Annotated in this window: 19 protein-coding genes and 1 pseudogene; 7 read left to right on the top strand and 13 right to left on the bottom strand. The window is 65.2% G+C overall.

Annotated features, from left to right (window positions below; translation table 11 throughout):
• Positions 1-31: 31 nt before the first annotated feature.
• The 4 genes from VVS03_RS09835 to dnaA all read right to left on the bottom strand — a co-directional run bounded on the left by VVS03_RS09835 (position 32) and on the right by dnaA (position 5,515).
• A complete protein-coding gene (locus tag VVS03_RS09835; RefSeq protein WP_368520643.1) occupies positions 32-736 on the bottom strand; it encodes a DciA family protein in 705 nt (234 codons plus the stop codon).
• A complete protein-coding gene (gene recF / locus VVS03_RS09830) occupies positions 736-1,920 on the bottom strand; it encodes a DNA replication/repair protein RecF (RefSeq protein WP_368520644.1) in 1,185 nt (394 codons plus the stop codon). The genes VVS03_RS09835 and recF overlap by 1 nt, the downstream gene beginning before the upstream one ends.
• 25 nt (positions 1,921-1,945) lie before the next feature.
• A complete protein-coding gene (gene dnaN, locus VVS03_RS09825; protein WP_368520645.1) occupies positions 1,946-3,136 on the bottom strand; it encodes a DNA polymerase III subunit beta in 1,191 nt (396 codons plus the stop codon).
• A 711-nt stretch (positions 3,137-3,847) separates the two neighbouring features.
• Positions 3,848-5,515, bottom strand: a complete 1,668-nt coding sequence (gene dnaA / locus VVS03_RS09820; RefSeq protein WP_368520646.1) for a chromosomal replication initiator protein DnaA — start codon at positions 5,513-5,515, stop codon at positions 3,848-3,850.
• 660 nt (positions 5,516-6,175) lie between these two features.
• On the opposite strand from dnaA, the gene rpmH reads away from it, so the two are divergent.
• From rpmH to VVS03_RS09785, 7 genes are read left to right on the top strand one after another with little or no spacing between them, the layout of a single operon-like run.
• Positions 6,176-6,319: a 50S ribosomal protein L34 gene (gene rpmH, locus VVS03_RS09815; RefSeq protein ID WP_035106118.1), complete on the top strand. Its 144-nt coding sequence runs from the start codon at positions 6,176-6,178 to the stop codon at positions 6,317-6,319.
• A gap of 7 nt (positions 6,320-6,326) precedes the next feature.
• A complete protein-coding gene (rnpA, locus tag VVS03_RS09810) occupies positions 6,327-6,683 on the top strand; it encodes a ribonuclease P protein component (RefSeq protein ID WP_368520647.1) in 357 nt (118 codons plus the stop codon).
• Positions 6,671-6,940 carry a membrane protein insertion efficiency factor YidD gene (yidD, locus tag VVS03_RS09805; RefSeq protein WP_368521634.1) on the top strand — a complete coding sequence of 90 codons (270 nt, stop codon included), beginning with the start codon at positions 6,671-6,673 and terminating at the stop codon, positions 6,938-6,940. The genes rnpA and yidD overlap by 13 nt, the downstream gene beginning before the upstream one ends.
• A 12-nt stretch (positions 6,941-6,952) precedes the next feature.
• Complete coding sequence (gene yidC / locus VVS03_RS09800; protein ID WP_368520649.1) at positions 6,953-7,930, top strand: membrane protein insertase YidC; 978 nt, start codon at positions 6,953-6,955, stop codon at positions 7,928-7,930.
• A gap of 49 nt (positions 7,931-7,979) precedes the next feature.
• Positions 7,980-8,588, top strand: coding sequence for a 16S rRNA (guanine(527)-N(7))-methyltransferase RsmG (gene rsmG, locus VVS03_RS09795; protein ID WP_368520650.1), 609 nt, complete (start codon positions 7,980-7,982; stop codon positions 8,586-8,588).
• A gap of 10 nt (positions 8,589-8,598) precedes the next feature.
• On the top strand, positions 8,599-9,450 hold the full coding sequence (locus VVS03_RS09790; RefSeq protein ID WP_368520651.1) for a ParA family protein: 852 nt from the start codon (positions 8,599-8,601) through the stop codon (positions 9,448-9,450).
• 4 nt (positions 9,451-9,454) lie between these two features.
• The gene (locus VVS03_RS09785; RefSeq protein ID WP_368521633.1) at positions 9,455-10,543 is read left to right on the top strand and encodes a ParB/RepB/Spo0J family partition protein; all 1,089 of its coding nucleotides are present in this window, start codon (positions 9,455-9,457) and stop codon (positions 10,541-10,543) included.
• A gap of 81 nt (positions 10,544-10,624) precedes the next feature.
• Here the strand turns inward: VVS03_RS09785 and VVS03_RS09780 are convergent, their stop codons facing one another.
• The 9 genes and pseudogenes from VVS03_RS09780 to VVS03_RS09740 form a co-directional block, all read right to left on the bottom strand.
• Entirely contained in the window at positions 10,625-11,806 is a 1,182-nt protein-coding gene (locus VVS03_RS09780; RefSeq protein ID WP_368520729.1) for an N-acetylmuramoyl-L-alanine amidase, read from the bottom strand.
• A 38-nt stretch (positions 11,807-11,844) separates the two neighbouring features.
• Entirely contained in the window at positions 11,845-12,168 is a 324-nt protein-coding gene (trxA, locus tag VVS03_RS09775) for a thioredoxin (RefSeq protein ID WP_070767829.1), read from the bottom strand.
• Positions 12,169-12,174: 6 nt separating this feature from the next.
• A complete protein-coding gene (gene trxB / locus VVS03_RS09770; protein WP_368520653.1) occupies positions 12,175-13,101 on the bottom strand; it encodes a thioredoxin-disulfide reductase in 927 nt (308 codons plus the stop codon).
• A gap of 133 nt (positions 13,102-13,234) precedes the next feature.
• Positions 13,235-13,744 carry an RNA polymerase sigma factor gene (locus VVS03_RS09765; RefSeq protein ID WP_368521646.1) on the bottom strand — a complete coding sequence of 170 codons (510 nt, stop codon included), beginning with the start codon at positions 13,742-13,744 and terminating at the stop codon, positions 13,235-13,237.
• A gap of 265 nt (positions 13,745-14,009) precedes the next feature.
• Positions 14,010-16,562, bottom strand: coding sequence for an aminopeptidase N (pepN, locus tag VVS03_RS09760; RefSeq protein WP_368520654.1), 2,553 nt, complete (start codon positions 16,560-16,562; stop codon positions 14,010-14,012).
• Positions 16,563-16,666: 104 nt separating this feature from the next.
• Positions 16,667-17,200 carry a YceI family protein gene (locus VVS03_RS09755; protein ID WP_368520655.1) on the bottom strand — a complete coding sequence of 178 codons (534 nt, stop codon included), beginning with the start codon at positions 17,198-17,200 and terminating at the stop codon, positions 16,667-16,669.
• Positions 17,201-17,412: 212 nt separating this feature from the next.
• The gene (murJ, locus tag VVS03_RS09750; protein WP_368520656.1) at positions 17,413-20,799 is read right to left on the bottom strand and encodes a murein biosynthesis integral membrane protein MurJ; all 3,387 of its coding nucleotides are present in this window, start codon (positions 20,797-20,799) and stop codon (positions 17,413-17,415) included.
• Between the two features lie 18 nt (positions 20,800-20,817).
• Positions 20,818-23,034, bottom strand: a complete 2,217-nt coding sequence (locus VVS03_RS09745; RefSeq protein WP_368520657.1) for a hypothetical protein — start codon at positions 23,032-23,034, stop codon at positions 20,818-20,820.
• A pseudogene (locus VVS03_RS09740) lies at positions 23,034-23,543 on the bottom strand (NUDIX hydrolase); the annotation flags it as partial. The gene VVS03_RS09745 and the pseudogene VVS03_RS09740, both read right to left, overlap by 1 nt.
• Between the last annotated feature and the right edge of the window lie 95 nt (positions 23,544-23,638).

The raw sequence follows: 23,638 nt of genomic DNA, 5'->3' as shown, positions 1-23,638 counted from the left end.
CACGCCTTAAAACCGCCTTTTAAGGGCTAATTTAGCCGTAGGTGTCTTGGGAGCCTTGAGGTTTGACCCACATCCGGCCCTGGTAGTTGCGGTGTTGCTTGGGGCCTACGATCTTCAGCTCGGTGACGACGTCGGGGCCGATGGTCTCGGCGATTCGCTTGATGATCTGATGCTGCAGGTAGCGCAGCTCCGTGGCCCAGTTGGAGTTATCGGTCTGGATATAGACCGTCTGCCCATCAATCTTCTCCGGCCGGGTGTGCGCGGCGATGCGCTCTCCGACCAGCAGGGCCCAGTGCCCCATGATCCAGCCATGGGCCAGGTCCTGCTGCCACCCGCGCTCGATGATCTCGCGGCCCAGCGCCATGCCGAGGCTGGGGACGCCGATGGAGCGTGCCACCCGGCGGCCGTCGGCGCCGCTGGGGCGGCCCTCCTGATAGCCCTGGTAATTGTCTATCTCGGTATACCGCTTGAGCGAGGAAATCGAGTGAATATCCCGCTCGTCGCCGGTGTCCTGGGTCTCCTCATCCGCGTCGCATTGTTCACGCTTCTTTGAGTTTCCCAACAGCTTGCCGGCGATGCCGGGTACCGAAAGGTCCTCGCGGCCGGGTTCCATCCGCAGCTTGCGGGCCCGGCGAGCCAGCTTGGGCGGGTTCTTGGCCGTCAGGCGAATGCGGTGGAAGAACTCACTGACCGGGTCATCGGGATCAAATTCTTCGCGTTCTACCCAGCGCGCCACTACTGCTCCTCCGGGGCGTCCGCGGAATCATCTTCCGCAGAGATTTCCGAGATTCGGCCCTCGTCGGTATCGCGCACAGTGACCTCGTAGCGGTGGATGGTCTCGAGGTTGTCCGGCAGGTCCTCGTCCACCGCGGCGGTGATGAGTACCTGTTCGGCGTCGCTGGCTAGGTGCACGAGCTTCTGGCGCCGCTTCGCATCCAGCTCGGCAAAGACATCGTCCAGGATCAGCACCGGGTCGCTTCCCTCCTGGCGCAGCAGGTTGAACTCCGCCAAGCGCAGGGCGATGGTGTACGACCAGGTCTCGCCGTGGCTGGCGAAGCCCTTGGCCGGCTGCGGTCCCAGGTTCAGGACGAGATCGTCGCGGTGCGGCCCGACCAGGGAAATCCCGCGTTCAATCTCCCGGTTGCGAGCGTTGCCCAGCTCCGCCAGCAGCACGGCTTCTAAGACCTCGCGGTCGCTGGTGTCGATCGTGGACTTGTAGCTAATCTCCGCCGGGCGCGACTCGGGAGCCAGCCCCGCGTAAGCGGCGGGGATGAGCTCGGAGAGGGCATCGACAAGCTCGAGACGGGCGGCAATCACCTGGGCGCCCAGGTGCGCCAACTGCCCGTCCCACACGTCCAAGGTGGAAAGCGCCGAGGCTCCTTCGTCGTCCTGGTAGCCGCGGCGCAGGGCCGGCGATGCCGACTTCAGCAACGCGTTGCGTTGCTTGAGCACCTTGTCGTAATCCGCCTTGACCCCGGCTAACCGCGGGGTGCGCGAGGCGATGATGGTGTCCAAGTAGGCCCGGCGCTCGGCCGGCTCGCCGCGGACCAAGGCCAGGTCCTCCGGGCAAAAGAGCACGGTCTTGACCACGCCCAACAGCTCGCGGGGCGAGTTCAGGCGGGTGCGGTTGATCTGGGCCTGGTTCGCGGCATGGGGCTTGAGCAGCAGGTGCGTGGTAAGCTCCCGGCCCTGGTTGACCGCGGTGATAGAGATGCGCGAATTCTGGGTGCCCTGGCGGATGAGCGGGGCGTCGTGGTTGACGCGGTGCGAGGACAGGTGGGCGGTATAGCCCACCGCCTCGACGATATTCGTCTTGCCGAAACCGTTGCGGCCCACGAACAGGGTGATCCCCGGCTCGAGCTGTAAGTGCAGGTTGGGCCAGGAACGGTAGTCCCGCAAATCCAGATCGCGAATATACATGCGTTAGACGCACCCCGCTTTCTGTTTAACCGGGCAGGCGAACCGGCATAAGCAGGTAGGTGAAGTCGGTCTCCGGGGTCGGGAAATTACCGTCTGCGTCTGCCTCCGGCATGTTTTCGGGTTCCGGGATCATGATGGCCGGCCGGGACGGCTCGGTGAAGCCGAAAACCACGCGGTCGGTGTGCACCACGCCCAGGCCGTCCTTCAGGTAGCTCGGGTTGAACGCGATGATGAGTTCCGGAACGCCGGAGAAGGCACACGGCAGGGTTTCCTCTGCGGTACCGGAATCCGAACCGCCGGCGGACAGGATCACCTGGCCGGAGGTGAACTGCATGCGGATCTGCGCGTTGCGCTCCGTCAGCAGGGACACGCGCCGGATGGCTTCTTGCAGCGGACCAATCTCGATGGAGGCCATCGCCGTGTGGGTCTTGGGCAGCAGCGGGGCGACGTTCGGGAAGTCCGCGTCCAGCATGCGCGTGGTGGTCTCCCGGCTGTCGGCGTGCAGGCCGAATAGGCCGTCGCCGCCGATGTTCTCGCCGGTACCCACGGCGATCTCGACGGGGGTGTTCAGGCTGGTATCCAGCGTGCGGGCATTGTCCTGGAGGGTCTTCGCGGGGACCAAAAGCTTGGCCTCGATGCTGTCATCCTGCGGCTCCCATTCCACCGTGCGCATGGCCAGGCGGAAACGGTCCGTGGCGGTGAGGTGGATGGTCTTGCCCTGGATGTCCATGTGCACGCCCGTGAGCATGGGCAGGGTGTCATCCTTACCGGCAGCGGAGGCGACCTGGAAGATCGCGTCCACGAAGAGCTGCGGGTTGATGGTGCCGGTGACCTCCGGCAGCGTCGGCAGCTGCGGGTAGTCATCCAGGGGGATTAGCGGCAGCTCGAAGCGGGAGGAGCTACAGGTCAGCAAAACCTTGTTGCCATCCAGGCGCAGATCCACCGGCTGGTTGGGCAGGTTAGCCACAATCTCAGCGATCAGCTTGCCGGCAACGGCAATTCGGCCGGGGTTTTCCACTTCCGCCGGGATCCGCACGCGCGTGGATACCTCGTAATCAAAGCCGGTAAGTTCCAGTCCCTGCTCGTCAGCGGTGATCAGCATAGCGCGCAGGACAGGCTGCGTGACCTTGGTCGGCAGGTTGCGAGCAACCCAGGCGACTGCGCTGGACAGGTCGTCCTTGGCCACGCGGAATGACACGGAAGAGGAATCATCCATGGTGGGTCTAGCTCCTAGAAATTCGCGAATTATGTAAGTGCTTCCAACTTACCCGATCACTACCCGCGCTCGATCCGCGGGTTGAACGACATTTTGTCATTCTAGTCCGGGCCGTCTCGGCGGGCGAGGCGAGCCAGGGCCGGACTTTTTCACACACCCTAGTTTTGTTGGATCTCTAGAAATTTAAAGTAGCAGTAGTAGTAACCGCTGTGGGATCTGTGGATAGCGCCCTAAATGACAAGTTCGGAGCGCAGATCCGGGCTGTGGGTTCGGCTGTGATCATTCTGTGATCAAATTGACCGTTCTGTGATCAAACTCGGATTCTTGTCATTTGATCACAGGGGCGCGCGGTTTGATCACCGGAATTACACAAATTCCCTCACAGATCGGGCCGGGAGGCGTTTGCCCTGTGTAATTCATTTTTGTGAGGCGGATCTATGAATTACAAGTCTGTAATTACACAGGTGTGGATAACCGTTGTGGATAAACTTCTTTCCCCGTTGCGAGCTGGTTCGATGCCCAGTATGGGGCGGAGCCGGGAGGGCTCGTGTCGGGCCGTTAGATGTGTAATTCCAAGAATCGTGGACTCTGTGTCCGAGTTACCGAGTTTCCGAGTTATCGGGAGGACTAGGCCGGAGGAGTAGGGATGCAGAAAGGCCCGCCGTCCCTCGGGGAGATGGCGGGCCTTGGTTTTTGTGTTCTTTGTCGCGGTTAGCTGCGTCCGCGGGCCTTGATCCGTTGGGTCAGGGTTTGAATCTCGTCGTAGGTGGCGCGCTTTTCCGTCATTTCCTTGCGGATCTTGCGATCGGCGTACATGACGGTGGTGTGGTCCTTACCGCCGAAGTGATCGCCGATCTTGGGCAGGGAAAGCTCGGTGAGCTCGCGGCACAGGTACATGGCCAGCTGGCGCGCGTGGGCGACGGTGCGCTTCTTGCCGGCGCCGGTCAGCGTGGAGACCTCGATGTCGAAGTACTCCGCGGTCACGTCCATGATGGTGGCCGGGGTGATCTGGGCATCGGCGGCATCCGGGGCCAGGTCCCGCAGGGCGATCTCGGCCATCTCGACGTTGATGGGTTCGTTGACCAGCGAAGAATAGGCCGAGACGCGGATGAGCGCGCCCTCCAGCTCGCGGATCGAGGACTCGAAGCGGGAGGCGATGAGCTCCAGGACCGCGCGGTCGACGGTGGTGCCGTCGGCGGCCGCCTTCTTCATCAGGATGGCAATGCGCGTTTCCAGGTCCGGCGGCTGAATATCCGTGATGAGCCCGCCCTCAAAGCGGGTGCGCAGGCGGTCCTCCAGGGTGGTCAGCTGCTTGGGCGGGCGATCAGACGACAAGATGATCTGCTTGTTGGCCTGGTGCAAGGCGTTGAAGGTGTGGAAAAACTCCTCCTGCGTCGACTCCTTTCCCTCCAGGAACTGGATGTCGTCGACCATGAGGATGTCCAGGTTGCGGTAGCGCCGCTTGAAGGACTCCTGGCGGTCGTCGCGCAGGGAGTTGATGTAGTCGTTGGTGAATTCTTCGGAGGAAACGTACTTCACCCGCAGGCCCTTGTGCAGGTACTGCGCGTAGTTGCCGGCGGCGTGGAGCAAGTGCGTCTTGCCCAGGCCGGAGCCGCCCCAGATAAACAGGGGGTTGTAGGCGCGGGCCGGGTTTTCGGCTACTGCCACGGCCGCGCCGTTGGCGAAGCGGTTGGACGAGCCAATGACGAAGCTGTCGAAGGTGTGCTTCGGGTTCAGCGACTGATCGCGGTTCGGGTCGTGCGCCGGCTCCTCGCGCGGCATCCGGTTGCCGTAGTGCGGCGTCTGCTGCGGCTGCTCCACCGGGGCGGGGGTCTCCGGCTGTTGCTGCTGGTAGTGATCCGCCAGCTCGTCGAGGCTGGCCGGTGCGTGGGTCTGGGACCACGGCTCGCGGCGGTGCGGCTGCTCGCTGAATTCGCGCTGCTCCGGCGCCGGCTGCGTAGCGGTCTGGGCGGCGGCCGGATCCGTGATCTGGTGCGGGAAGTCCGGCATCTTGGTCACGTCGACCTGGTGCAGGCCCGGTTCGGGCTCCGGTTCGGGCTCGGGCGTGGGCTGCGGCGCGGCAGGTGCCTCGGGCGCGGCGACCGTCACGGCCAAGGCGCACGGGCTGGCCAGGTGCCGGTTGAGGGACTTGGTGATGTAGTGTCCCAGTTCCTGCTCGAGGGTGCGCTTGCCGGTTTCATCGGGCGCGGCGATCAGCGCGTAGCCGTTCATGACCATGATGGGCTGGGCGATCTGCAGGTACAGGCGCTGGGAGTGGGTAAAGGTTGGTACGTCGGAGTCTGGCTGCTCAGATTGAGCCAGGAGATCATCGACCACAGTTCGCCAGGTGGCGTTTATGTTCGCTTGCGGATCAGACACACCGTTGCCTTTTATTCTCGTTGACGGATAGGGACATATCGCAGCCAAAAGCGCGCCGGAGGACGCGCAGATTGCCGAAATTACAGTTTTCCACGGGGTTAATCACAACGGGATTTTGTGGTTAACCTCGGTTTCCACAGAAGTTTTCACAGGTGTGAAAGATCAGTTTATCCACAGCCTATACGATAGGGTGTGGATAAACTGCACTCGGGTGTTTACCGCTTGTGACCTCGGAAAACTCCGTAAGTCTCAACTATCGATTAAGGGTTATCCACACCCGAGTGCTTTCTGTGGAATATCGATTCTTCATTGATACCCCTTCGATCGTGGCGCTGTCTAGCGGGCGATTTTGCCCCTTCGCGTGTCGCTTCCCGGCGTGGGTGTCACGGTGATGGCACAATCCCAGTAAGACTGGCAAATCTATGGCCTTAGCTGGGCGAAACAACATCTTTGTAATTTCGGGTACCCCTGTGTGTCGATTTGTTTCGAGGTGGGTTCGTCACGTAATCTGTCAGGGTCTATCGCAACTTTATGGTTGCGCGTAAATGCATAACTCGCGCGGGGATCGCGCGCTTTGGTTGCGCTTTACGGAATCTAATCGTCGTGGAGGCGAGGGTTTATACTCTCCGCCTCCACACCCAAATTTCAAGGAGTTTTACCGTGGCAAAGGGAAAGCGGACGTTCCAGCCGAACAACCGTCGTCGTGCACGCAAGCACGGCTTCCGTACTCGTATGAACACCCGTGCAGGTCGCGCCATCGTGGCCGCACGTCGCAAGAAGGGTCGCGCTAAGCTGACCGCTTAAGACAACAGTGCTCCCTAAACCCCATAAGCTCACCTCGCCGACGCAATTTCGTCGGACCATCAAGGGCGGGCGCCGGGCTGGGTCACGCACCCTCGTGGTGTATGTCTTAGACACTTCTCACCAGCGTGACGAGATCGCGGTCACAGGTCCGCGGTTCGGGCTGGTGGTCTCGAAAGCCGTCGGGAACGCCGTGGTTCGCCACCGCACCTCCCGGCGGCTTCGCCATGTGTGCCTCGGGCTGCTGGACGAACTGCCCGGGCACTACGACGTGGTGATTCGCGCCCTGCCCGCCAGCGGCAGCGCCCCGAGTGCCCAGCTGGACGCCGACCTGCGGAAGGCCTTGGCCCGCGCATGCCGTACCTAAACAGCTCCGGGGAGGAAATCCCGGCTGCTCGTGGCGCTGCGGTTCCGCTGGTGGCTATGGTGCGCTTCTACCAAAAAAATTTATCAGGCCTTAAACTGGTTTCGACCTGTCGTTTCGAACCGACCTGCAGCGCTTATGCACTGGAAGCTATTTCGGTGCATGGGGCCGTGCGCGGCACCGGGATGGCACTGGCACGCTTGGCCAAGTGCGGCCCGTGGCATCCCGGCGGGTTTGATCCAGTAAAGAAGAAAACTTAGGAATTCGTTTCAGTGCTTAATATCATCTACTGGCCGATTTCGGCCGTCCTGTGGTTCTGGCACTGGCTGCTGAGCTTCGTGCTCGACCCGGCGGCCGGTATCACCTGGATCCTGGCGATTGTTCTGCTGACGTGGACCTTGAAGGCGATCATGGTCAAGCCGACCATCACGCAGATCAGGTCCTCGCGCCGCATGCAGGAGATCCAGCCGAAGATGCAGGAGATCCGCAGCAAATACGCCAACGACAAGACCAAGGCTGCCGAAGAGATGCAGAGGGTCTACAAGGAGTCGGGCGTCAAGCCGGTGGCCGGCTGCCTGCCGATGTTGGCCCAGATCCCGATGTTCATCGGCCTGTTCCACGTTCTGCGCTCCTTCGACCGCACCGTCTCCGTGGCGGGCGGCCTGGGCCACACCGCCGGCGAGCCGATGACGGTGGAGCAAAACCGCCAGACCGCGAACTACATCTTCAGCCCCGAGCTGGTCCAGCAGTTCCTGGACGCGAAGATCTTTGGCGTTCCGCTGGTAGCCAACCTGCGCGTGAACTCCCCGGTCCTCGAGGACGTCACCGTCGCGCAGGCGGCCGTCATCATCGTGCCGCTGATTGCCATCATTGCTACCCTGACCCACTTCAACGCGCGCATGAGCTTGAACCGCCAGGAGAAGCGTCGCCAGTCCGGCAAGGTCAACGCGCCGCAGGGCGATAACGCGGAGATGATGCAGCAGCAGATGGCCGTGATGAACAAGATGATGCTCTGGGTTATGCCGGGCATGCTGGTCTTCTCCGGCTTCATCTGGCCTATTGGTCTGCTGTTCTACATGCTGGCCAACACCGTCTGGACCTTCGTCCAGACCCGCACCATCTACGCCAAGATGGACGCTGAGGAAGAAGCCGAGGAAGAGGCCAAGCGCGAGCTCAAGCGCACCACGGCCCCCAAGCCCGGCGCTCGCAAGAAGGACAACCGCAGCAAGAAGCAGCGCCGCCAGGGCTAGCTCTTCGGCTAGTTTCCCAGGAGTACACCACAAGAAAACGGAGAATAGAGTGTCCCAACTGGACCCGTCTGTAGTATTCGGTTCCCGCCTGCCGCTGGCGCAGGCCTACCACGACTCGCTCGCTACGGACGGGTCCACTCGTGGTTTTATCGGCCCCCGCGAGGTCCCGCGCCTCTGGGACCGCCACCTGCTCAACTGCGCCGTGGTCGAGGAGCTCATTGCCGCCGATGCCCGCGTCGTCGACGTCGGCTCCGGCGCTGGCCTGCCGGGCATCCCGCTGGCCATCGCCCGCCCGGACCTGCACCTGGATCTGGTCGAGCCCCTCCTCAAGCGCTACAACTACCTCAACGAGGTGGTGGACCTGCTGGGCTTAGACAACGTCACCGTCTGGCGCGGTCGCGCCGAGGAAGGCCCCATTAAGAAGGCCGTTAGCGGCTGCGACGTGGTGACCTCCCGCGCGGTGGCGCCGCTGGGCAAGCTGGCCAAGTGGTCCCTGCCGCTGGTGCGCAAGGGCGGCGAGATGATCGCCTTAAAGGGCGAGTCGGTACGCGACGAGCTTGAGCGGGATGCCGCGGATATTAAGCGGGCCGGCGGCGGCAAAGCCGAGGTCACTACGGTGCGGGGAACCACCGTCATCCGGGTCCCGCGCGTGAACTAGAGTAGTGGGCATGACTACTCCCCGGCTTATCACCATCGCCAACCAAAAAGGCGGTGTCGGCAAGACCACCAGCGCCGTGAACCTCGCCGCCGCACTGGCGGACTCCGGGCACAAGGTGTTGGTGGTCGACTTGGACCCGCAGGGCAACGCCTCTACCGCTGTCGGGGCGGCTCACAATTCCGGCACGGACTCCAGCTACGAGGTGTTGCTGGGTGATTGCCGCGCGGAACAGGCCATGCAGAAGTGCCCGGACGTGGACAACCTTTACTGCATCCCCGCCACCATCGACCTGGCCGGGGCGGAGATCGAGATGGTCTCTCTGGTGCGGCGCGAGTTCCGCCTGTACGACGCTCTGCACAAGGGCTTTTTGGACGAGCACGAATTCGACTACGTCTTCATCGACTGCCCGCCCTCGCTGGGCCTGCTCACCATCAATGCGATGACGTGTGCGGAAGAAGTCATCATCCCCATTCAGTGCGAGTACTACGCCCTGGAGGGCGTGGGCCAGCTGCTGGGCAATATCTCAATGATCCGGGAGCACCTGAACGAGGATCTGCACATCTCTGGCGTGCTGTTGACCATGTTCGACGCCCGCACGAAGCTGGCCGAGCAGGTCGCTGACGAGGTCCGCGATCAGTTCGGCGCCGTCGTTTTGGGCAACGTCATCCCGCGCTCCATCCGGGTCTCGGAAGCGCCGGGCTACGGCAAGACCGTCGTGGACTATGATCCGTCCTCGACCGGTGCGCGCGCCTACGTGGCGGCCGCCCGGGAACTCGACGAGCGGGGCGACTACCGCCCCCACCCCACCACGGGCGCCATTGGGGTAAGCCCGGAAATTTTCGCGGAATTGGAGGAAGGCTAAAACCATGGCGGACAAGAAAGCAGGAGCACCCAAGGCGGGCAAGGCGCCGAAGGCGCAGCACGGCGGCCTCGGCCGCGGTCTGGCGGCGCTCATCCCGTCTGGGCCGGACGCGCCGACCCGCAAGCCGCGCCTGGGGGATTCCGCGGCGGATGTCATCCTGGGCAACGCCACCTCGCGCACGCCCGCTGAAGGTTCCGCTGAGGGCGGTTCCGAGGGCAAGCGCGTGAAGGGCGCTCCCACCATCCAGTCCGGGAACACTGGCAAGAAGAAGCAGCCGAAGCCGGCCGCTATCGGGGCCACCTACCGCGAGGTGCCCGTGGGCGACATCCTGCCCAACCCGAAGCAGCCGCGTACCGTCTTCGACGAGGACGAGCTCAAGGAGCTGGTTCACTCGATCAAGGAATTCGGCCTCCTGCAGCCCATCGTGGTGCGGCCTTCGGAGGAGGGCGGCTTCGAGCTCATCATGGGTGAGCGCCGCTGGCGCGCTTCCGCCAAGGCGGGCCTGGCCACGGTGCCAGCCATCGTGCGGGACACCACCGACGACAGCATGCTGCGCGACGCCCTGCTGGAAAACCTCCACCGCGTGCAGCTCAACCCGCTGGAAGAGGCCAACGCCTACCAGCAGCTGCTGGAGGAATTCGGGGTCACGCAGAACGAGCTGGCCGACCGCCTGGGCCGCTCCCGCCCGCAGGTGACCAACATGCTGCGCCTTCTGCGCCTGCCGGTGGCCGTGCAAAAGCGGGTGGCCGCCGGGGTGCTCAGCTCCGGCCACGCGCGCGCCCTGCTGGGCCTGGATTCGGCCGAGGCGATGGAAGAAATCGCCAACCGGATCGTGGCCGAGGGCCTGTCCGTGCGCGCCACTGAGGAGGCCGTGACGCTCTACAAGCGCCAGGGCAAGGCCGACCAGCCGGCCAAGCGCCAGGCGCCGGTGCAGCCGCAGTACTTCACCGACTCCGCCGAGCGGCTGTCCGATCGCTTCGACACCAAGGTCACGGTGACCATGGGCAAGCGCAAGGGCAAGATGGTCGTGGAATTCGGCGACCAGGAAGACTTCGAGCGCATCATGTCCCTCATCGAGGGCGAGAAGAACTAGCCGCGGCTTGCCGGGCACAACAAAAGCCAGCGTCGAGAATCTCGACGCTGGCTTTAGTGTTTACCGTGGCTTTTTTAAGTCCTAGGACTGCTCGGCCTCGAGCAGCTCGGCGAATTTGTACGTGCCGGTGGCCAGGTTGTCCTCGTCCATGAGGTAGAGGCGCTTGACGGCCACGACGATGGCCTCGGCGATGTCGTCGCGCTTGGCGGGATCGGTGAGGATCTCCGTGTCGTGCGGGTTGGTCAGGTAGCCCAGTACCACCTGCACGACGGGCATCTGGGTAAAGCGCAGCAGCTCCCAGGTGCGGCCGTGGTTGCGGCAGTTGTTCAGGTTCGTGCGGGCTACGATTTCGCGCTGGATGAACCCGGAAAGGGTCTCCCCGATGAGCGAGGAGTTGCCGGACTCGGAGCCGAAGTAGAACGTCGCCACGCCGTTGGCCTTCTCGTTGGCGTAGGAGTCACAGGCCAGGGAAATAACCAGGTCCGCGTCGAAGGCGTTGGCCATCTCGGAGCGTTCCTTGATCGACGGATCGTGCATGCGCGGGCGGGAGAGGATGGTCTCCATCCCGGCGGCAATCATGCGGCCCTCAACGCGCTGGGCGAGATCCCAGATGAGCTCTTCCTCGGTGATGTCGCCGTAGCGCCCGGTCACGGTCCGGCCCTTGCGGGAGCCGCCGAGGCCCGGATCGATCACCACGCGCTTGCCGCTCAGCTTCGGGCCCGCGTTGCGCACGCGCTCGCGCTCCTGGATGTTGTGCGCCGAGCCGCCGGTGATCCGGCGGCCCAGCAGGCTCAGTGCCCGGAGGGTAACCGGCCCGCACACGCCGTCGGCCTGCAGGCCACTGTTGAGCTGGTAATCAGCCAGCGCGTCGTGGGTGTACTGGCCGAAGTGCCCGTCCACGCGGTTGTGGTAAAAGCCAAGCTCTTCCAGCTGGGACTGGAGCTGCGAGACGTCGTCGCCGACCAGCTCGCTGCCCTGCTGGAACTGCAGGACACGGGTGCCGAGGGAATAGGACGCCAGGCGCATCTCCCGCAGCGTCATGTCATCAATGCGACCGGAGGGGATGATCCCGCGCGACTGCTGGAAGGCCTTGATCGCTTCCGCCAACTCAGTATCGAAGTACTTGTCTTGCTCCGAGTAGCTCTGCTTCTTCCAGGCGCTTACCTCGCCGGAGTACTGCGTCAGCTGGCCGAGGCGGGCCAGGTTCGCGCGTGCCTCAGCGACGCGCACGCTGGTGTCGCCCACACTTAAAACGCGATTCACATTCATTCCTTCATCCTTCAAGCATCCCTGAACCACGGCTAAAGGTGGTTGTTGATCTTGGACAGAATGTCTTCCTTGCTGCGCAGACCAGCAAATTCCTCGACCTTCTCGCCGTTTTTGAAGATCAGCACCGAGGGCAGGGACATGATCTGGAACATGGCCGCCAGGTTGCGCTGCTCCTCGACGTTGACCTTCACGACGCCGACCTTGTCGCCCAGCTCTTCTGCGATCTCGTCCAGCAGCGGGGAGAGCTTCTTGCAGGGACCGCACCAGTCCGCCCAGAAATCGACGACGACCGGCTTACCGGCCTCGATAACCTCGGAACGGAAGTTATCAGTGGTCACTTCTTTGACATTGCTCATAATAATTTAACGATTCTCCGCGAGGAAATGTTCCGCATCGATCGCCGCGCGGCAACCGGAGCCGGCGGCGGTGATGGCTTGCTGGTAGTGGTCATCGACCAAGTCGCCGCAGGCGAAGACGCCCGGCAGGTTGGTCTGGGTGCCCGGGTGGGTCACGGTGACGTAGCCGGCCTCGTTGAGGTCGACCTGGCCCTCGAGGAAGGCCGAGCGCGGGTCGTGGCCGATGGCCACGAACATGGCGGTGACATCGAGGGTCTTGGTCTCCCCCGTCACCGCGTCGCGCAGCTCCAGGCCGCTGACCTTTCCGTCTTCTTCGATAACGCGCTCGACGGTCTGGTTGAGCTCCCACTTAATCTGCGGGTTCTGCTGCGCGCGCTCCAGCATGATCTTGGAGGCGCGGAAGTTCTCGGAACGGTGCACGATGGTCACGGTCTCGGCGAACTTGGTCAGGAAGGTTGCCTCCTCCATGGCGGAGTCGCCGCCGCCGATGACCGCGATGTTGTGGCCCTTGAAGAAGAAACCGTCGCAGGTCGCGCAGGTGGACACGCCGCGGCCGGTCAGCTCCTGCTCACCGGGCACGCCCAGGTGACGCGGGGCGGCGCCGGTCGCCAAGATGACGGTGCGGGCCTCGAAGACCTCGTCGCCGACGTGCAGCTTCTTAATCTCGCCGTCGAGCTCCACGGAGTCGACGACCTCCATGCGCAGGTCAGCGCCGAAGCGGGTGGCCTGAGCGCGCATTTCCTCCATGAGGTCCGGGCCCATGATGCCCTTCTGGAAGCCGGGGTAGTTTTCTACCTCGGTGGTGTTCATCAGCTCGCCGCCGTATTCGAAACCTTCGAAGACGATGGGGTTTAACTCCGCGCGGGCCGCATACAGCGCCGCGGTGTAGCCGGCCGGGCCGGATCCAACGATGGCGACATTGTGAACGGTCATGTGTGTGTAACTCCCCTTGATTCAAATCGAGTCGCTTAACGCCCCAGATTCTACTCGGTCTAGGGAAAACTCCCGCATCGACAGCACGGGCCTGCGGGAAGTTGATACACAACCTTAACCATTCGTCGGTTTCTCACGACGAAAAAGAGATGGCTTCCTTGAGCACACCCTTGGCCCGGGCGCGGCGGGACTTGATGGTCCCGGGCGCCACGCCCTGGTGGCGGGCGACCTCGGCCACGTCGAAGCCGGCGACGTCGATCAGCCACAGCGCCACCCGCTGATCCGGGCGCAGCAGGCGCAGGGCGTTGCTGAGCGTCAGCCGCAGATCCACGTCCCGGTCGTCGGTGCAGGCCAGCAGGTGGTTGTAGTCCTCCTCCACGACGCCCGCGTCCAGTGAATAATTCTCCCGGTTGGAGCGGTGGTTGAGGAAGTCGTAGCCGGAGTTCATCACCAGCCGGTGCAGCCAGGTGCCCAGCCGGGCCTCCCGCCGGTAGGTGTGCAGCTTCCGGCTGGCGCGCAGCAGCGCCTCCTGCACGATGTCCTGGGCGTCCGTGTCGTTATGCGTGTACCGCCGCGCCACGGTGGTCAGGCGCGAGCGGTGGCGCTCCACGATGGCGGAAAAGGCCTTGCCGTCTCCCCCGATATACGCGTCGACGAGTTCCTGATCGGTCTTGTCGCGCCCCGCAGTGGCAGTGCTATTTGCGCTGTTTGCGCTGTTTGCGCTGCTTGTCTTGTCTGCGTGATCTGCTGTGTGATCTTTGTGGTCAGTTTTATGGCTGGATAGAGTCTCCCCCGAGCCCATCGCTTGAAACACCCCCGAGTTTTAAAAAGTGATGGTGACTCCTATTCCACCTTATTTTTGCGACCTGCGCCACCCGGGGAGACGAAGTTTTCTCGGGGAGGTGCTCCTAGCGCTGGGCCGGCGAGGCCTTCACGGCCTGCCGGCGGTGCAGCTCGTCCTGGCATTCGGTCAGCACGCGGGCCAGCGCGCGCGGGGGCTGGTGGCTTTCGATAAAGGCCGTGGTGGCGGCGTCACTGCCCGGCAGGTACGGGTAGAGGCCGCGGACGAGCCGGTTGGCAATCTCGATGGGGTGAGCCTCCCAGAGGTGCGAGATCTTATCGAAATAGACCTGGGCGAAGGGCTCGCGCAGGGCCTTCGAGCGCGGGGCGTTGAAGGCGGCCAGCAGGGAGTCGACCTGGGCGTTGGAGAACTTCTCCGGGGTGGTCACCAGGTCGAAGACCTCGCGCTTGGTGGCGGCGTCCGGGGTGGAATAACGCGCGCCGAGGGCGGCTGCGGCGCCGGTGAGCGTGGCATCGTTAGCCTCTTCCGCCGCCAAATCCTCGGCGCTGAAGGCGTCGCGGGCGCGCAGGGCCTTGACCAGGGACCAGCGCACATCCGTATCGAGGCGCAGCCCGGCAAGCTGCCCGTCCAGCAGCGCCTTGAGGCGCGCGACGGGGGCGTCGCCGGGCGCGGCGGCTAGGGCGGCAATCGTGCTGCGGGCCAGGATGAGCTGCTCGTCGGAGCCGGGCGCGGCCCGGTGGACAAGATCCCAGAGCCGGTCCGCGAAGTCGGTGCGGGCCGCGTCCTGCTCGGCCTCCGGCAGAAAGCAGTTGATCGCGTAGTGCGCGTTGTTCAGCGCGGTGGCCAGCAGGGTCGCGTTGGTCTCCGCGGCGGCATGCCGGGTGACCGTCTCCACGTACTGGCTGACCGGCCAGGCGCCGTCGCGGGTCATGTTCCACACCCCGGTCCAGATCACCGCCCGTGTCAGATCGCTGTCGATCTCGGACAGGCGGGTGCGGATGGTCTCCAGGGAGCGGGCGTCGAAGCCCACCTTGGCGTAGGCGTGGTCCGAGTCGTTGACCACCACCAGCGCGGGCAGGTCCAGCCCGGCGGCCTCCGGGATCTCCGTGGCTCCGGCGCCCGCGGCGATGTCGACGTCGAAGGTGGCCTGCTTGCGCAAGTGCTCGTCCAGCAGCGTCACGTCCAGGCGGTGCGGGCGGGTGGATTCCGGGTCCGCGCTTAAAACGGAAAGGTGCTCGATAGCCGTGGTGCCGGTGACCTTGGGGCGCAGGCTATCGATGCCGGTGGTGCGCAGCCAGTGCCGCGCCCACTCCGGCAGGTCGCGGTCGGTGTGCCCGGCTAGCGCGTCCAGGAAGTCGTCGAAGGTGGCGGCGGCGAAGGCGTGGGCGGCGAAGTAGTCCCGCGCGCCGGCGTAGAAGGCCTCGCGGCCGACGTAGTGGACCAGCTGCTTCAACACGGCTGCACCCTTGGCGTAGGTGATGCCGTCGAAGTTCTGGCGGGCGGCGTCCACGTCCGGGATCTCCGCCTTGATGGGGTGCGTGGTGCGCAGCTGGTCCTGCTGGCAGGCCCAGTTCTTGCGGCTGCCGGCGAAATTCGCCCAGGCCTCCGTGTAGGCGGTGGCCTCCACCGAGGAATCCGCGCCCATGAACTCGGCGAAGGACTCCTTCAGCCACAGATCGTCCCACCAGCGCGGGGTCACCAGGTCGCCGAACCACATGTGCGACATCTCGTGGAGGATGGTGTTCGCGCGCCCGGCGTGCTGGGCGCGGGTGGCCTGCGAGCGGAAGAGGTACTTCTCCGTGAAGGTGACCAGGCCCGGGTTTTCCATGGCGCCCAGGTTGTATTCCGGCACGAAGATGGAGTCGTACTTGCCCCACGGGTACGGGTATCCGTAGTGCGCGTGGAAAAACCCCAGGCCCTGTTGGGTCAGCTCGAGGATCTCGGCGTCGAGGTGGTCCGCCATGGACGCACGGGCGAAGGCGCGCAGCTGGATCGGCTGGGCGCTGTCGCTCTGAGGGGTCCAGCTATCTTCCACCACGCGGTAGGGCCCGGCCGCGAAGGCGGTCAGGTACGTCGACAGCGGCGGCGTCGGCGCGAAGGTGCAGGTCACGTAGTCCTCGTCGCAGTCGGTGCGGCTGACCTCCGGCTGGTTGGACAGGATCTGCCAGGCCTCCGGGGCCGTGATGTGGACGGTGAATGCGGCCTTCAGGTCCGGCTGGTCGAAGCACGGGAAGATGCGGCGGGCGTCCGAGGGCTCCAGGTGGGAGTAGATATAGACGGCGTCGTCCGCCGTGTCCACCATGCGGTGCAGGCCCTGCCCCGTGCGGGAATAGCGGCTCTGGCCGTGGACCTCGAGGCGCACGGTCTGGCCGACCGGTACGTCGTCGACGGTCAACCAGCCGTCGGCGAAGGCAAACGGGCACGGCTGGCCGTCGAGGGTGACGCTATCCACGCTGGCGCCCAGGTAGTCCAGGAAGACGTGCGGGTCAGCGGTGGAAAACTCCACGACGACGTGCACGCCGAAGGTCGCCTGGGTGGCCGCGGCACTCAGATCCAGGTGCAGATCGTAGGAGTCCACCCGCAGGTTCTCGCTGCGGTGGCGCGCCGCCTCCTGGGTGAGGGTGGCGGGTTCGGGCACGGAGGCAGTCTGGGAAGTCATAGCCACCACAGTAGTGCCTGAAAACGCCGGAAACCCCGGAATCGGCTCCGCAAAGTCTGCGAGCCGACCCGGGGTCTGGGTCTTGTTGGAAGGGGGCGAGCGCCTTACTGCTTGATGGCGGAGGCCTCGATCTCCAGCTTGATTTCCTCGGAGACCAGCACGCCGCCGGTCTTGAGCGGGGCGTTGAAGTCAACGCCGAAGTCGGTGCGGTTGATCTTGCCCTTGGCCTCGAAGCCCAGGCGGGTGTTGCCGAACGGATCCTCGGCGATACCGTCGGTCTCGACCTCCAGGGTGACCGGCTTGGTGGTGCCCTTGATGGTCAGGTCGCCGGTGACGGAGCCGTTGCCGGACTCGTCCAGCTGGAACTCGGTGGCGGTGAAGGTGATCTCCGGGAAGGACTCAACGTTGAAGAAGTCCTCGCCCTTGACGTGGTTGTCGCGGTCGGCGTTGCCGGAGTCGATGGAGCCAGCCTTGATGGTGACCTCGGCCTTGGAGTCAGCGATGTTGTCCGCGATGGTGATGTTGGAGTCGAACTCGGTGAAGTTGCCGCGGACCTTGGTCACCATGGCGTGGCGGGCGACGAAGCCGATGGTGGTGTGGGCCGGGTCCAGAACGAAGTTACCTGCGAGGTTGGTCATTGTTACTCCTTGAAGTAGTCGGTGTAGTAGGCGGTGTTTGTTTGGCAAGCGCCAGTCTATGAAATTCTCCGCGCACCTGTTGTTGATGCGTCTACAAACGATGATACACCAAGGTTTAAATCTGTCAACCCCTGCTAGGAGATAATTTTTTAGTTAACGGCTAAACTAACCGCTAGCTGCGGGAATCCGCCGGGGCCGCAGCGGAAGAAAAGCTACTGCGGTACTCCGGCGACGCGGATATCGGCCAGGGTGGCCTTCTTGTTCTTCGGAAGTTCGCTGACCCAGACGAGCAGGCCGTCGTAGAACTCCGGCTTCTCCTTCAGGTCCAGCGAGGTGCGCGAGCCCTGCAGGGTCTCGTTGGCCAGCTGCGGCAGCTGTTCCAACTGCGGGTTCGTGGGATCGAAGGTCTCCGAATCCACCGCGTAGATTTCCACCGTCGCCTGGGAGCTCCCCGACTGATCGATGATGACGTCGCGCAGCTGCACCGGGTCCTCAAGGCTTAAGACCACGCCGGTCTCCGCCTTCTCGGTGGACCAGCGCGTGGACTTGTCGCCGTCGATGAGTTCTTTGGCGTCCTTGTTCGCCGGCACGGTGTCGGCCGATTTGGCGTCGAGGAGCAGCGGCGGGCCCGAAAGCAGGGTCGGCTCGGCCTGCTTGACGGCCTCGGTATTGATGGGCGCGTTCTCGGCGTTGTTGCCCAGGATCGACATCACCCAGGTGGTCAGGGCCGCCATGAGCACCACGAAGATCGTGGCCAGCACGCCGATGAGCAGCACGCCGGAGCCGGAGTAGCCGCGCCCGCCGAAGCCGGCGGTCGGTTCCGGGGTCTCCTCCGGGGTATCGTCCGGCAGCTGGCTGACCGGTAGGGCCTCGTCGCCTTCCGGATCGTCCGGGGCGAAGTCGTAGAGGCGGCGGGCGATGCCGGCCAGGGTCTTGCCCTGCGCGGTGGCCAGCGCCTCCTGCTTGTCTTCCTTGTCGTCCGCGTCCGCGGCGTCGAGTTCGCGGTAGGCCTGTTCCACCTCTCCCGCGACCTCCTCGCCGGAGAGCCCGGCATCGGCCGCGATATCGCGCAGCACCTTCGGCGTGGGCGAGGTCGACTCGACCAGCATGTCGAGCGCGGAGCTCAGGCTCTCGCGGTCGGTGGACTCCGCGGCGTCGCTCAGCACCGCCGGGAAGGCCAGCACGGCCACGCCGTCGGTGGAGATCCGGATGCGGTCGCGGTGATCCAGGCCCATGAGTACGCCGGCCTCGTGGGCGGTTGCGGTGTCCTCGACCATGTAGCCCATCGCGTGGGCGACCGCGTGCGGGTCCAGCCCGTCGGAGGCGGCGACCGTCTTCAGCTCGGTGCCGGCGACCCAGTCGGCCACCACCAGGCAGCCGGAGCGGTAGGACAGCACCTCGATGTTCGGCGCCACCGAGGTCAGGCCGAGCTCGCCCAGCTTGCGGGTGTTGCGGGCCACCGCGGCGGAGCGGCGCGCGGCCTGGCCCGGGTTCGCCGGCGCGAACGGCGCCTGGTTGGTGGTGTCCACGAAGGTCAGCGCCACCGTCCGGCCGGTGGACTGCTCGCGCGCCTGCCAGAAGCGGGCGCCGGCCACGGAGCCGTGGTCCTTGAGCAGGCGGAAGCGGCCGTCGGAGACCGGCGCGCCCGGGACCAGCCGGGGGCCGCGGACAATGCCGGCGGACATGGGCGGCGGGACCGGCGAGGAGTTGAAGGAGTCCTGCGTGAACACGGACTGGATCTCCTGCAGCTCCGGCTCCTCGACCTCGATGGCCTGGGAGTTGTCGACCTTGATGAAGCGTGCCATGCCCGGGATGCGGTGCAGGGCCCGGCCCAGGTTCTGGACCTCGGGCAGGCCGGAGCGGGACAGCACTAGGCCGGTGATGACGACGAAGAGCAGCCCGAAGACGATAACGCGCAGCAGGTAGAAGATGGACGGCATGGGATCCGGCAGCACCAGGCCCACCAGCCAGTTCGCGGCCATCGTGAGGGCGACTCCCACCACGCCGGAAATCGTGGCCCACACGATCGTGCGGCTGAGCTCCTTGCCGCCCAGGGAGCCCAGCTTGCGCTTGAGCAGGAACGCGCCGATGACCGCGCCGGAGATGAAGCCGAAGCCGTTGGCGGTACCCAGCAGGATGACTACGTGCTCCGGGGTGCTGGCCACCAGCGGCGCCAGCAGGGTCAGCACCACCTTGGTGAAGGTAATGCCGGCGATGATAAACGTCGGGGTCCAGGCTTCCTCGCGGGCGTAGAAGACGCGCAGGTGCAGCAGCACCAGCGCATAAGGGATCAGCGTGAAGGCGGAGAAGCTAATAGTTAGGCCGAGCTGCTCGGCGCTGTCGGCGCCGTAGGAACCGTACTGGAAAAGAGCGCGCGCGATAGGCGTGCCGAAGGCCGTCATGAAGATGACGATCGGGATGAGCGCGATGAAGGTCAGCTTGGAGCTCAGCGTCAGGTCCCGGACCACGCCGTCGACGTCGCCGTCGGCTGCGTTGCGCGACAGCCGGGGCATGATGGCGGTCAGCAGCGTGACGCCGATGATGCCGTAGGGCACCTGCAGCAGCAGCCAGGCGTTCTGGTAGACCAGCGGCGCGCCGGCGTCGGCGTGCGCGGCCACCCGGGAGGTGACCACGTAGCCGGCCTGGGAGATGGCCACGTAGGCGATGATGGCCACCGCCATGCTGCCGAACTGCTTGATGCGTTCGTCCAGGCCCCACATCGGCCGCATGTTGATGCCGGCCTTCTTCAGGTACGGCAGCAGGATCAGCGCCTGGACCACCACGCCCGTGGTGGTGCCCAAGCCCAGCAGGATGACGTGCGGGTCGGTCACCGCGCTGGGCGCGTCCGGGTGCAGGCTGCCCGGCAGGAAGCGGTACATCAACAGCACCGAGATAGAGATGATGTTGTTGACCACCGGCGCCCACGCGCCCGGGCCGAAGATATTCTTCGTGTTCAGCACCGCCTGGGACAGCGCGAAGAGCCCGTAGAAGAAGATCTGCGGCAGCAGGAAGTAGGCAAAGGAGATCGCCTGGATCGAGTTCGCCTTGGAATCTTCGGGCAGCATCAACTCCGTCAGCAGCGGAGCGAACAGCACCGAGAGCAGCGTGACCACGCCGAGCAGGCTAAAGGCCAGCGTGAACAGCCGGCGGATGAAGACCTCGCCGCGGTCGGAGTCCTCCTTCTCCGCGCGCACCAGCACCGGCACGACCAGCGAGGTCAGCACCGCGCCCAGGACGATCTCGGTGACGAGGTTCGGGATCTGGTTGGCGGAGCTGAACGCCGTGCCGACGGCGGCGCCCAGGGTGGCGCCGATGAGCATCTGGCGGAGGAAGCCGGTGATACGCGACAGCAGCGTGGCGATGGCCATCGTGCCGGTCGCGCGCACGACGTCGCGGTCGCTGGTGGACTGCTCGGCGTTCTTGCCGCGCAGATCCGACTTGTCCTCCACCGGCTCCGCGGCCGGCACGTTCACCGGTTCGCGGCGGGTGGGCACGGGAGCCGGCGGCGACGCCGAAACGATCCGCCCGCGGAGGCCGGCGGGTTTCGGTTCTTCGTGCCTGGATTCTGATTCAGCCTCGCGGCCCTGCTGGTTGGTCATAGAAAAACTTAAGCTCTTTTACGTCTCTGATTTCTTCTTGCGCCCGACCTTAAAAAGAAGGGCCAAACCTACTGCGAGTGCAGCGGCGATGCCGATGCCATAGACACTGAGGATACCGGCTCGGGTCTGCACGGCGATACTTATTGGCTGCGAGATCATGTCGGATTCCGGGGTGGCCAGCCACAGCTCCATACGGATGCGGTCGGTCTGCTCGGGAAGATCGGCGGTCATGTTCACCGTAATAGAGCCGGTGGCGGGGATCCGAACCCGCTCCGGCGTGTTCAGCCGGGCGTTATCCGGGCCCTGGTACTCCAGCGTGGCCTCCACCGGCAGCGGCAGGCCGTTTTCCGCCACGATGAGCAGCGGCGAGGACTCCGAGACGCGCGTGTAGACGTTGCCGGGCGGCAGCAGCGTGACCGAGGAGCGCAGCTCCTGCAGCGTGTTCGAGTTGGCGTCCAGGCGCCGGACGGAGGCCTCTTCCGACTCCTTAGTGGTCGGCAGGCTGGTCCGCCGGGTGGCCGAAAGCGCCGTGAGCAGATCGTGGCGCAGCGGCTGGGTAAAGCCGTAGCGGGTCAGCGCGATATGCGGATCGTTGACCATGATCTTGGTCAGCTCGTCGGCGTACTTCGCCTGCTGCTTGATGCGCCCGGTCTGGGTGGCATCGAAAGCAGCCGGGTCCACGTAGGGGCTGCCAGCCGGCAGGCCCTGCTCCGCCGCCTCGTTGGTTTCCAGCGGCAGCGCGGAAACCGGCTTGGCACGCGCGGTGTGATCTACCAGCACGGCCTCGCCCGCGGCGAGCACCTGGTCGGCGGTGGCCGGCTCCAGGGTGGCGGGCAGCACGGCCAGGGTGTCGTCTTCCTGGGCGCCCAGCCGGAGGGCTGCGGCGGCGCTCAAGTCCCGCGCGAGGACGGAGTCCACCCGGTAGTCGTAGCGCAGCTCCGGGTTGGAATAGGCCGTGGTCTGCGGCCGCGTGCCGGTCTGGGCCAGCAGGCTACCCAGGGAGGGGTCGAAGGAAAGCGCCTGGCCGGCCCAGATGCTGTTGTTGGCCACCACGGCGGGCCGGCCGAGGTCCTCGGTCACGTAGCCCTTGCTGCCCACCAGGGCGTTGCTGGCCAGCGGGCGGCCGGCCAGGCGCTCGATAATTTCGGCGCCGTGCGCGAAGGCCTCGTGATCGAGCCAGGCGTTGTCCACGCTGCGCACGGCCGAAGGATCCGCGTCCGCCCAGGGCATGGCCATAACGCAGTCGAGCTGCTTGATCTTGGCCAGCCACTGGCTGGCGGCCCTACTGCCCTGCCCGGACTCGCCGCGATAGTCCGCGTCCTCGTTGAACCACGAATCGCGCAGGCGCTTGGCCTGGTGCGCCACCGAGGGCCGGGAGTCATGGACGGTGTAGCCGTCCTCCATGCGCTCGACCACGCTGAGCAGCGCCGGGTCCAGCGCCGCGCAGGCCGCGCCCTGCAGGTCGTGGGACAGGTAGCTATCCACCAGGCGGTCCAGCCGTCCCCCGGGCGAGAGGGACTGGGCCAGGTGATCGGACTCCAGAATCAGCGATTGCCCGCCGGTATCCCCCGGCACGATGTCCACCGTGTCAGTAATCGGATAAATAACAGACAGGTCGTGGGGCTCGGAGTTCTCTGTCTCTTCTGTGTCTTCTGCGTCTTCGGCCGCGTCGCTTGGGGACTCCTCCCCCGGCTGCGGCGCGAGATCCAGCAGCGTGCGGTCCTCCGACAGGCTGACCGGTTCCCCGTCGCGGGTGCCGGTCAGCGTGTAGAGCAACGGGTAGATGCCGGCCTCGGTGATGGCCAAAGAGCCTTCGCCCTCCAGCCCGGTCGGGATCGTCAGGCTGACCTCCCGGGTCTCCCCGGGGCCCAGGGCCCCGGGGTTGGCGCTGGCGCCGAAATACGGGAAGGAGCCTTGGGCCAGCTGCGTGCGGGCCTCGGCGGTGGTGGCCACCGCATCCCCGCGCCGGGTGGTGACCTGCAGGTCGTCTACGGCCTGATCGGTCGGGTTGTGGATCCGGAAGCGCACGGTCAGCGTGTCGCCCACCTGGACCGGGCTGGCCTCGATGAGCTCGAGGTCCAGCTGGCCCGGCTGGCGCGCTTGGCCCCAGGCGGCGGAGTCAGCGTCCTGCGCGGTCGCGTCGGGGGTGGCCGCCGGGCCGCCGATGCTGATTCCGAGCGCCACGGCCAGGCAGGCGGTCGTACCGGCGGTCAGGCGGCGGAGTCGGCGTCCCATCACCGCGGCGTGGCCTTCCCGGCGGCTGCCTCCTGACGGGCCATGTCCGGCAGGATGTCGTGGGCAATGCGGGCCAGCTTGCGCTCGTCCGCGTAGGCCAAATGCTCGATGAGTTCGGAGACGGGGATCCAGGCCACCTCGGTGACCTCCGGGTCCTCGTCGTTGAGGATGCCGTCGACGAAGCGCAGCAGGTGGTGGTGCACCGTCTTGTGGATGCGTACCCCGTCGGAGACGAACCAGTAATCAATAGTGCCGAGATCGGCGAAGACCTCGCCGTGCACGCCGGTTTCCTCCCAGACTTCGCGCTCGGCGGTGGTGTGCCGCGGCTCCCCGGGCTCCACGTGGCCCTTCGGCATGGACCACAGCAGGCGGCCGCGGCGGTCGAGCCGGCCGATCAGCGCCACGTAGATGCGGGTGAGATCCACCTCGCCGCCGTCGTGGACGGCCTCGGCGAGGCCGGAGACCACCAGGCCGCCGGCCGAAGTCTCGTCCCGGGTGGTCATGTGGCTGGCCGCCGCCTGGCGCCGGGAGTTGTTGCCGCCGCGCCCGCCGCGGGACTTGGAATGGGTGCGGGTATTCTTGCCGCCCTTGCGGGCGTTGTTCG

The sequence above is a fragment of the Corynebacterium sp. LK2537 genome (assembly GCF_040946485.1).
In the GTDB taxonomy this organism is placed as follows: domain Bacteria; phylum Actinomycetota; class Actinomycetes; order Mycobacteriales; family Mycobacteriaceae; genus Corynebacterium.
Note: the sequence above shows the minus strand (reverse complement) of the source record. Positions and strands in the feature narration are given on the sequence as shown.

What these genes read in the sequence shown, in the direction of transcription:
- recF (WP_368520644.1), bottom strand. Translation starts at nt 1,920, where the DNA reads ATGTATATTCGCGATCTGGATTTGCGGGACTACCGTTCCTGGCCCAAC.
- dnaN (WP_368520645.1), bottom strand. Translation starts at nt 3,136, where the DNA reads ATGGATGATTCCTCTTCCGTGTCATTCCGCGTGGCCAAGGACGACCTG.
- yidD (WP_368521634.1), top strand. Translation starts at nt 6,671, where the DNA reads ATGCCGTACCTAAACAGCTCCGGGGAGGAAATCCCGGCTGCTCGTGGC.
- VVS03_RS09790 (WP_368520651.1), top strand. Translation starts at nt 8,599, where the DNA reads ATGACTACTCCCCGGCTTATCACCATCGCCAACCAAAAAGGCGGTGTC.
- VVS03_RS09785 (WP_368521633.1), top strand. Translation starts at nt 9,455, where the DNA reads ATGGCGGACAAGAAAGCAGGAGCACCCAAGGCGGGCAAGGCGCCGAAG.
- trxA (WP_070767829.1), bottom strand. Translation starts at nt 12,168, where the DNA reads ATGAGCAATGTCAAAGAAGTGACCACTGATAACTTCCGTTCCGAGGTT.
- trxB (WP_368520653.1), bottom strand. Translation starts at nt 13,101, where the DNA reads ATGACCGTTCACAATGTCGCCATCGTTGGATCCGGCCCGGCCGGCTAC.
- pepN (WP_368520654.1), bottom strand. Translation starts at nt 16,562, where the DNA reads ATGACTTCCCAGACTGCCTCCGTGCCCGAACCCGCCACCCTCACCCAG.
- VVS03_RS09755 (WP_368520655.1), bottom strand. Translation starts at nt 17,200, where the DNA reads ATGACCAACCTCGCAGGTAACTTCGTTCTGGACCCGGCCCACACCACC.
- murJ (WP_368520656.1), bottom strand. Translation starts at nt 20,799, where the DNA reads ATGACCAACCAGCAGGGCCGCGAGGCTGAATCAGAATCCAGGCACGAA.
- VVS03_RS09745 (WP_368520657.1), bottom strand. Translation starts at nt 23,034, where the DNA reads ATGGGACGCCGACTCCGCCGCCTGACCGCCGGTACGACCGCCTGCCTG.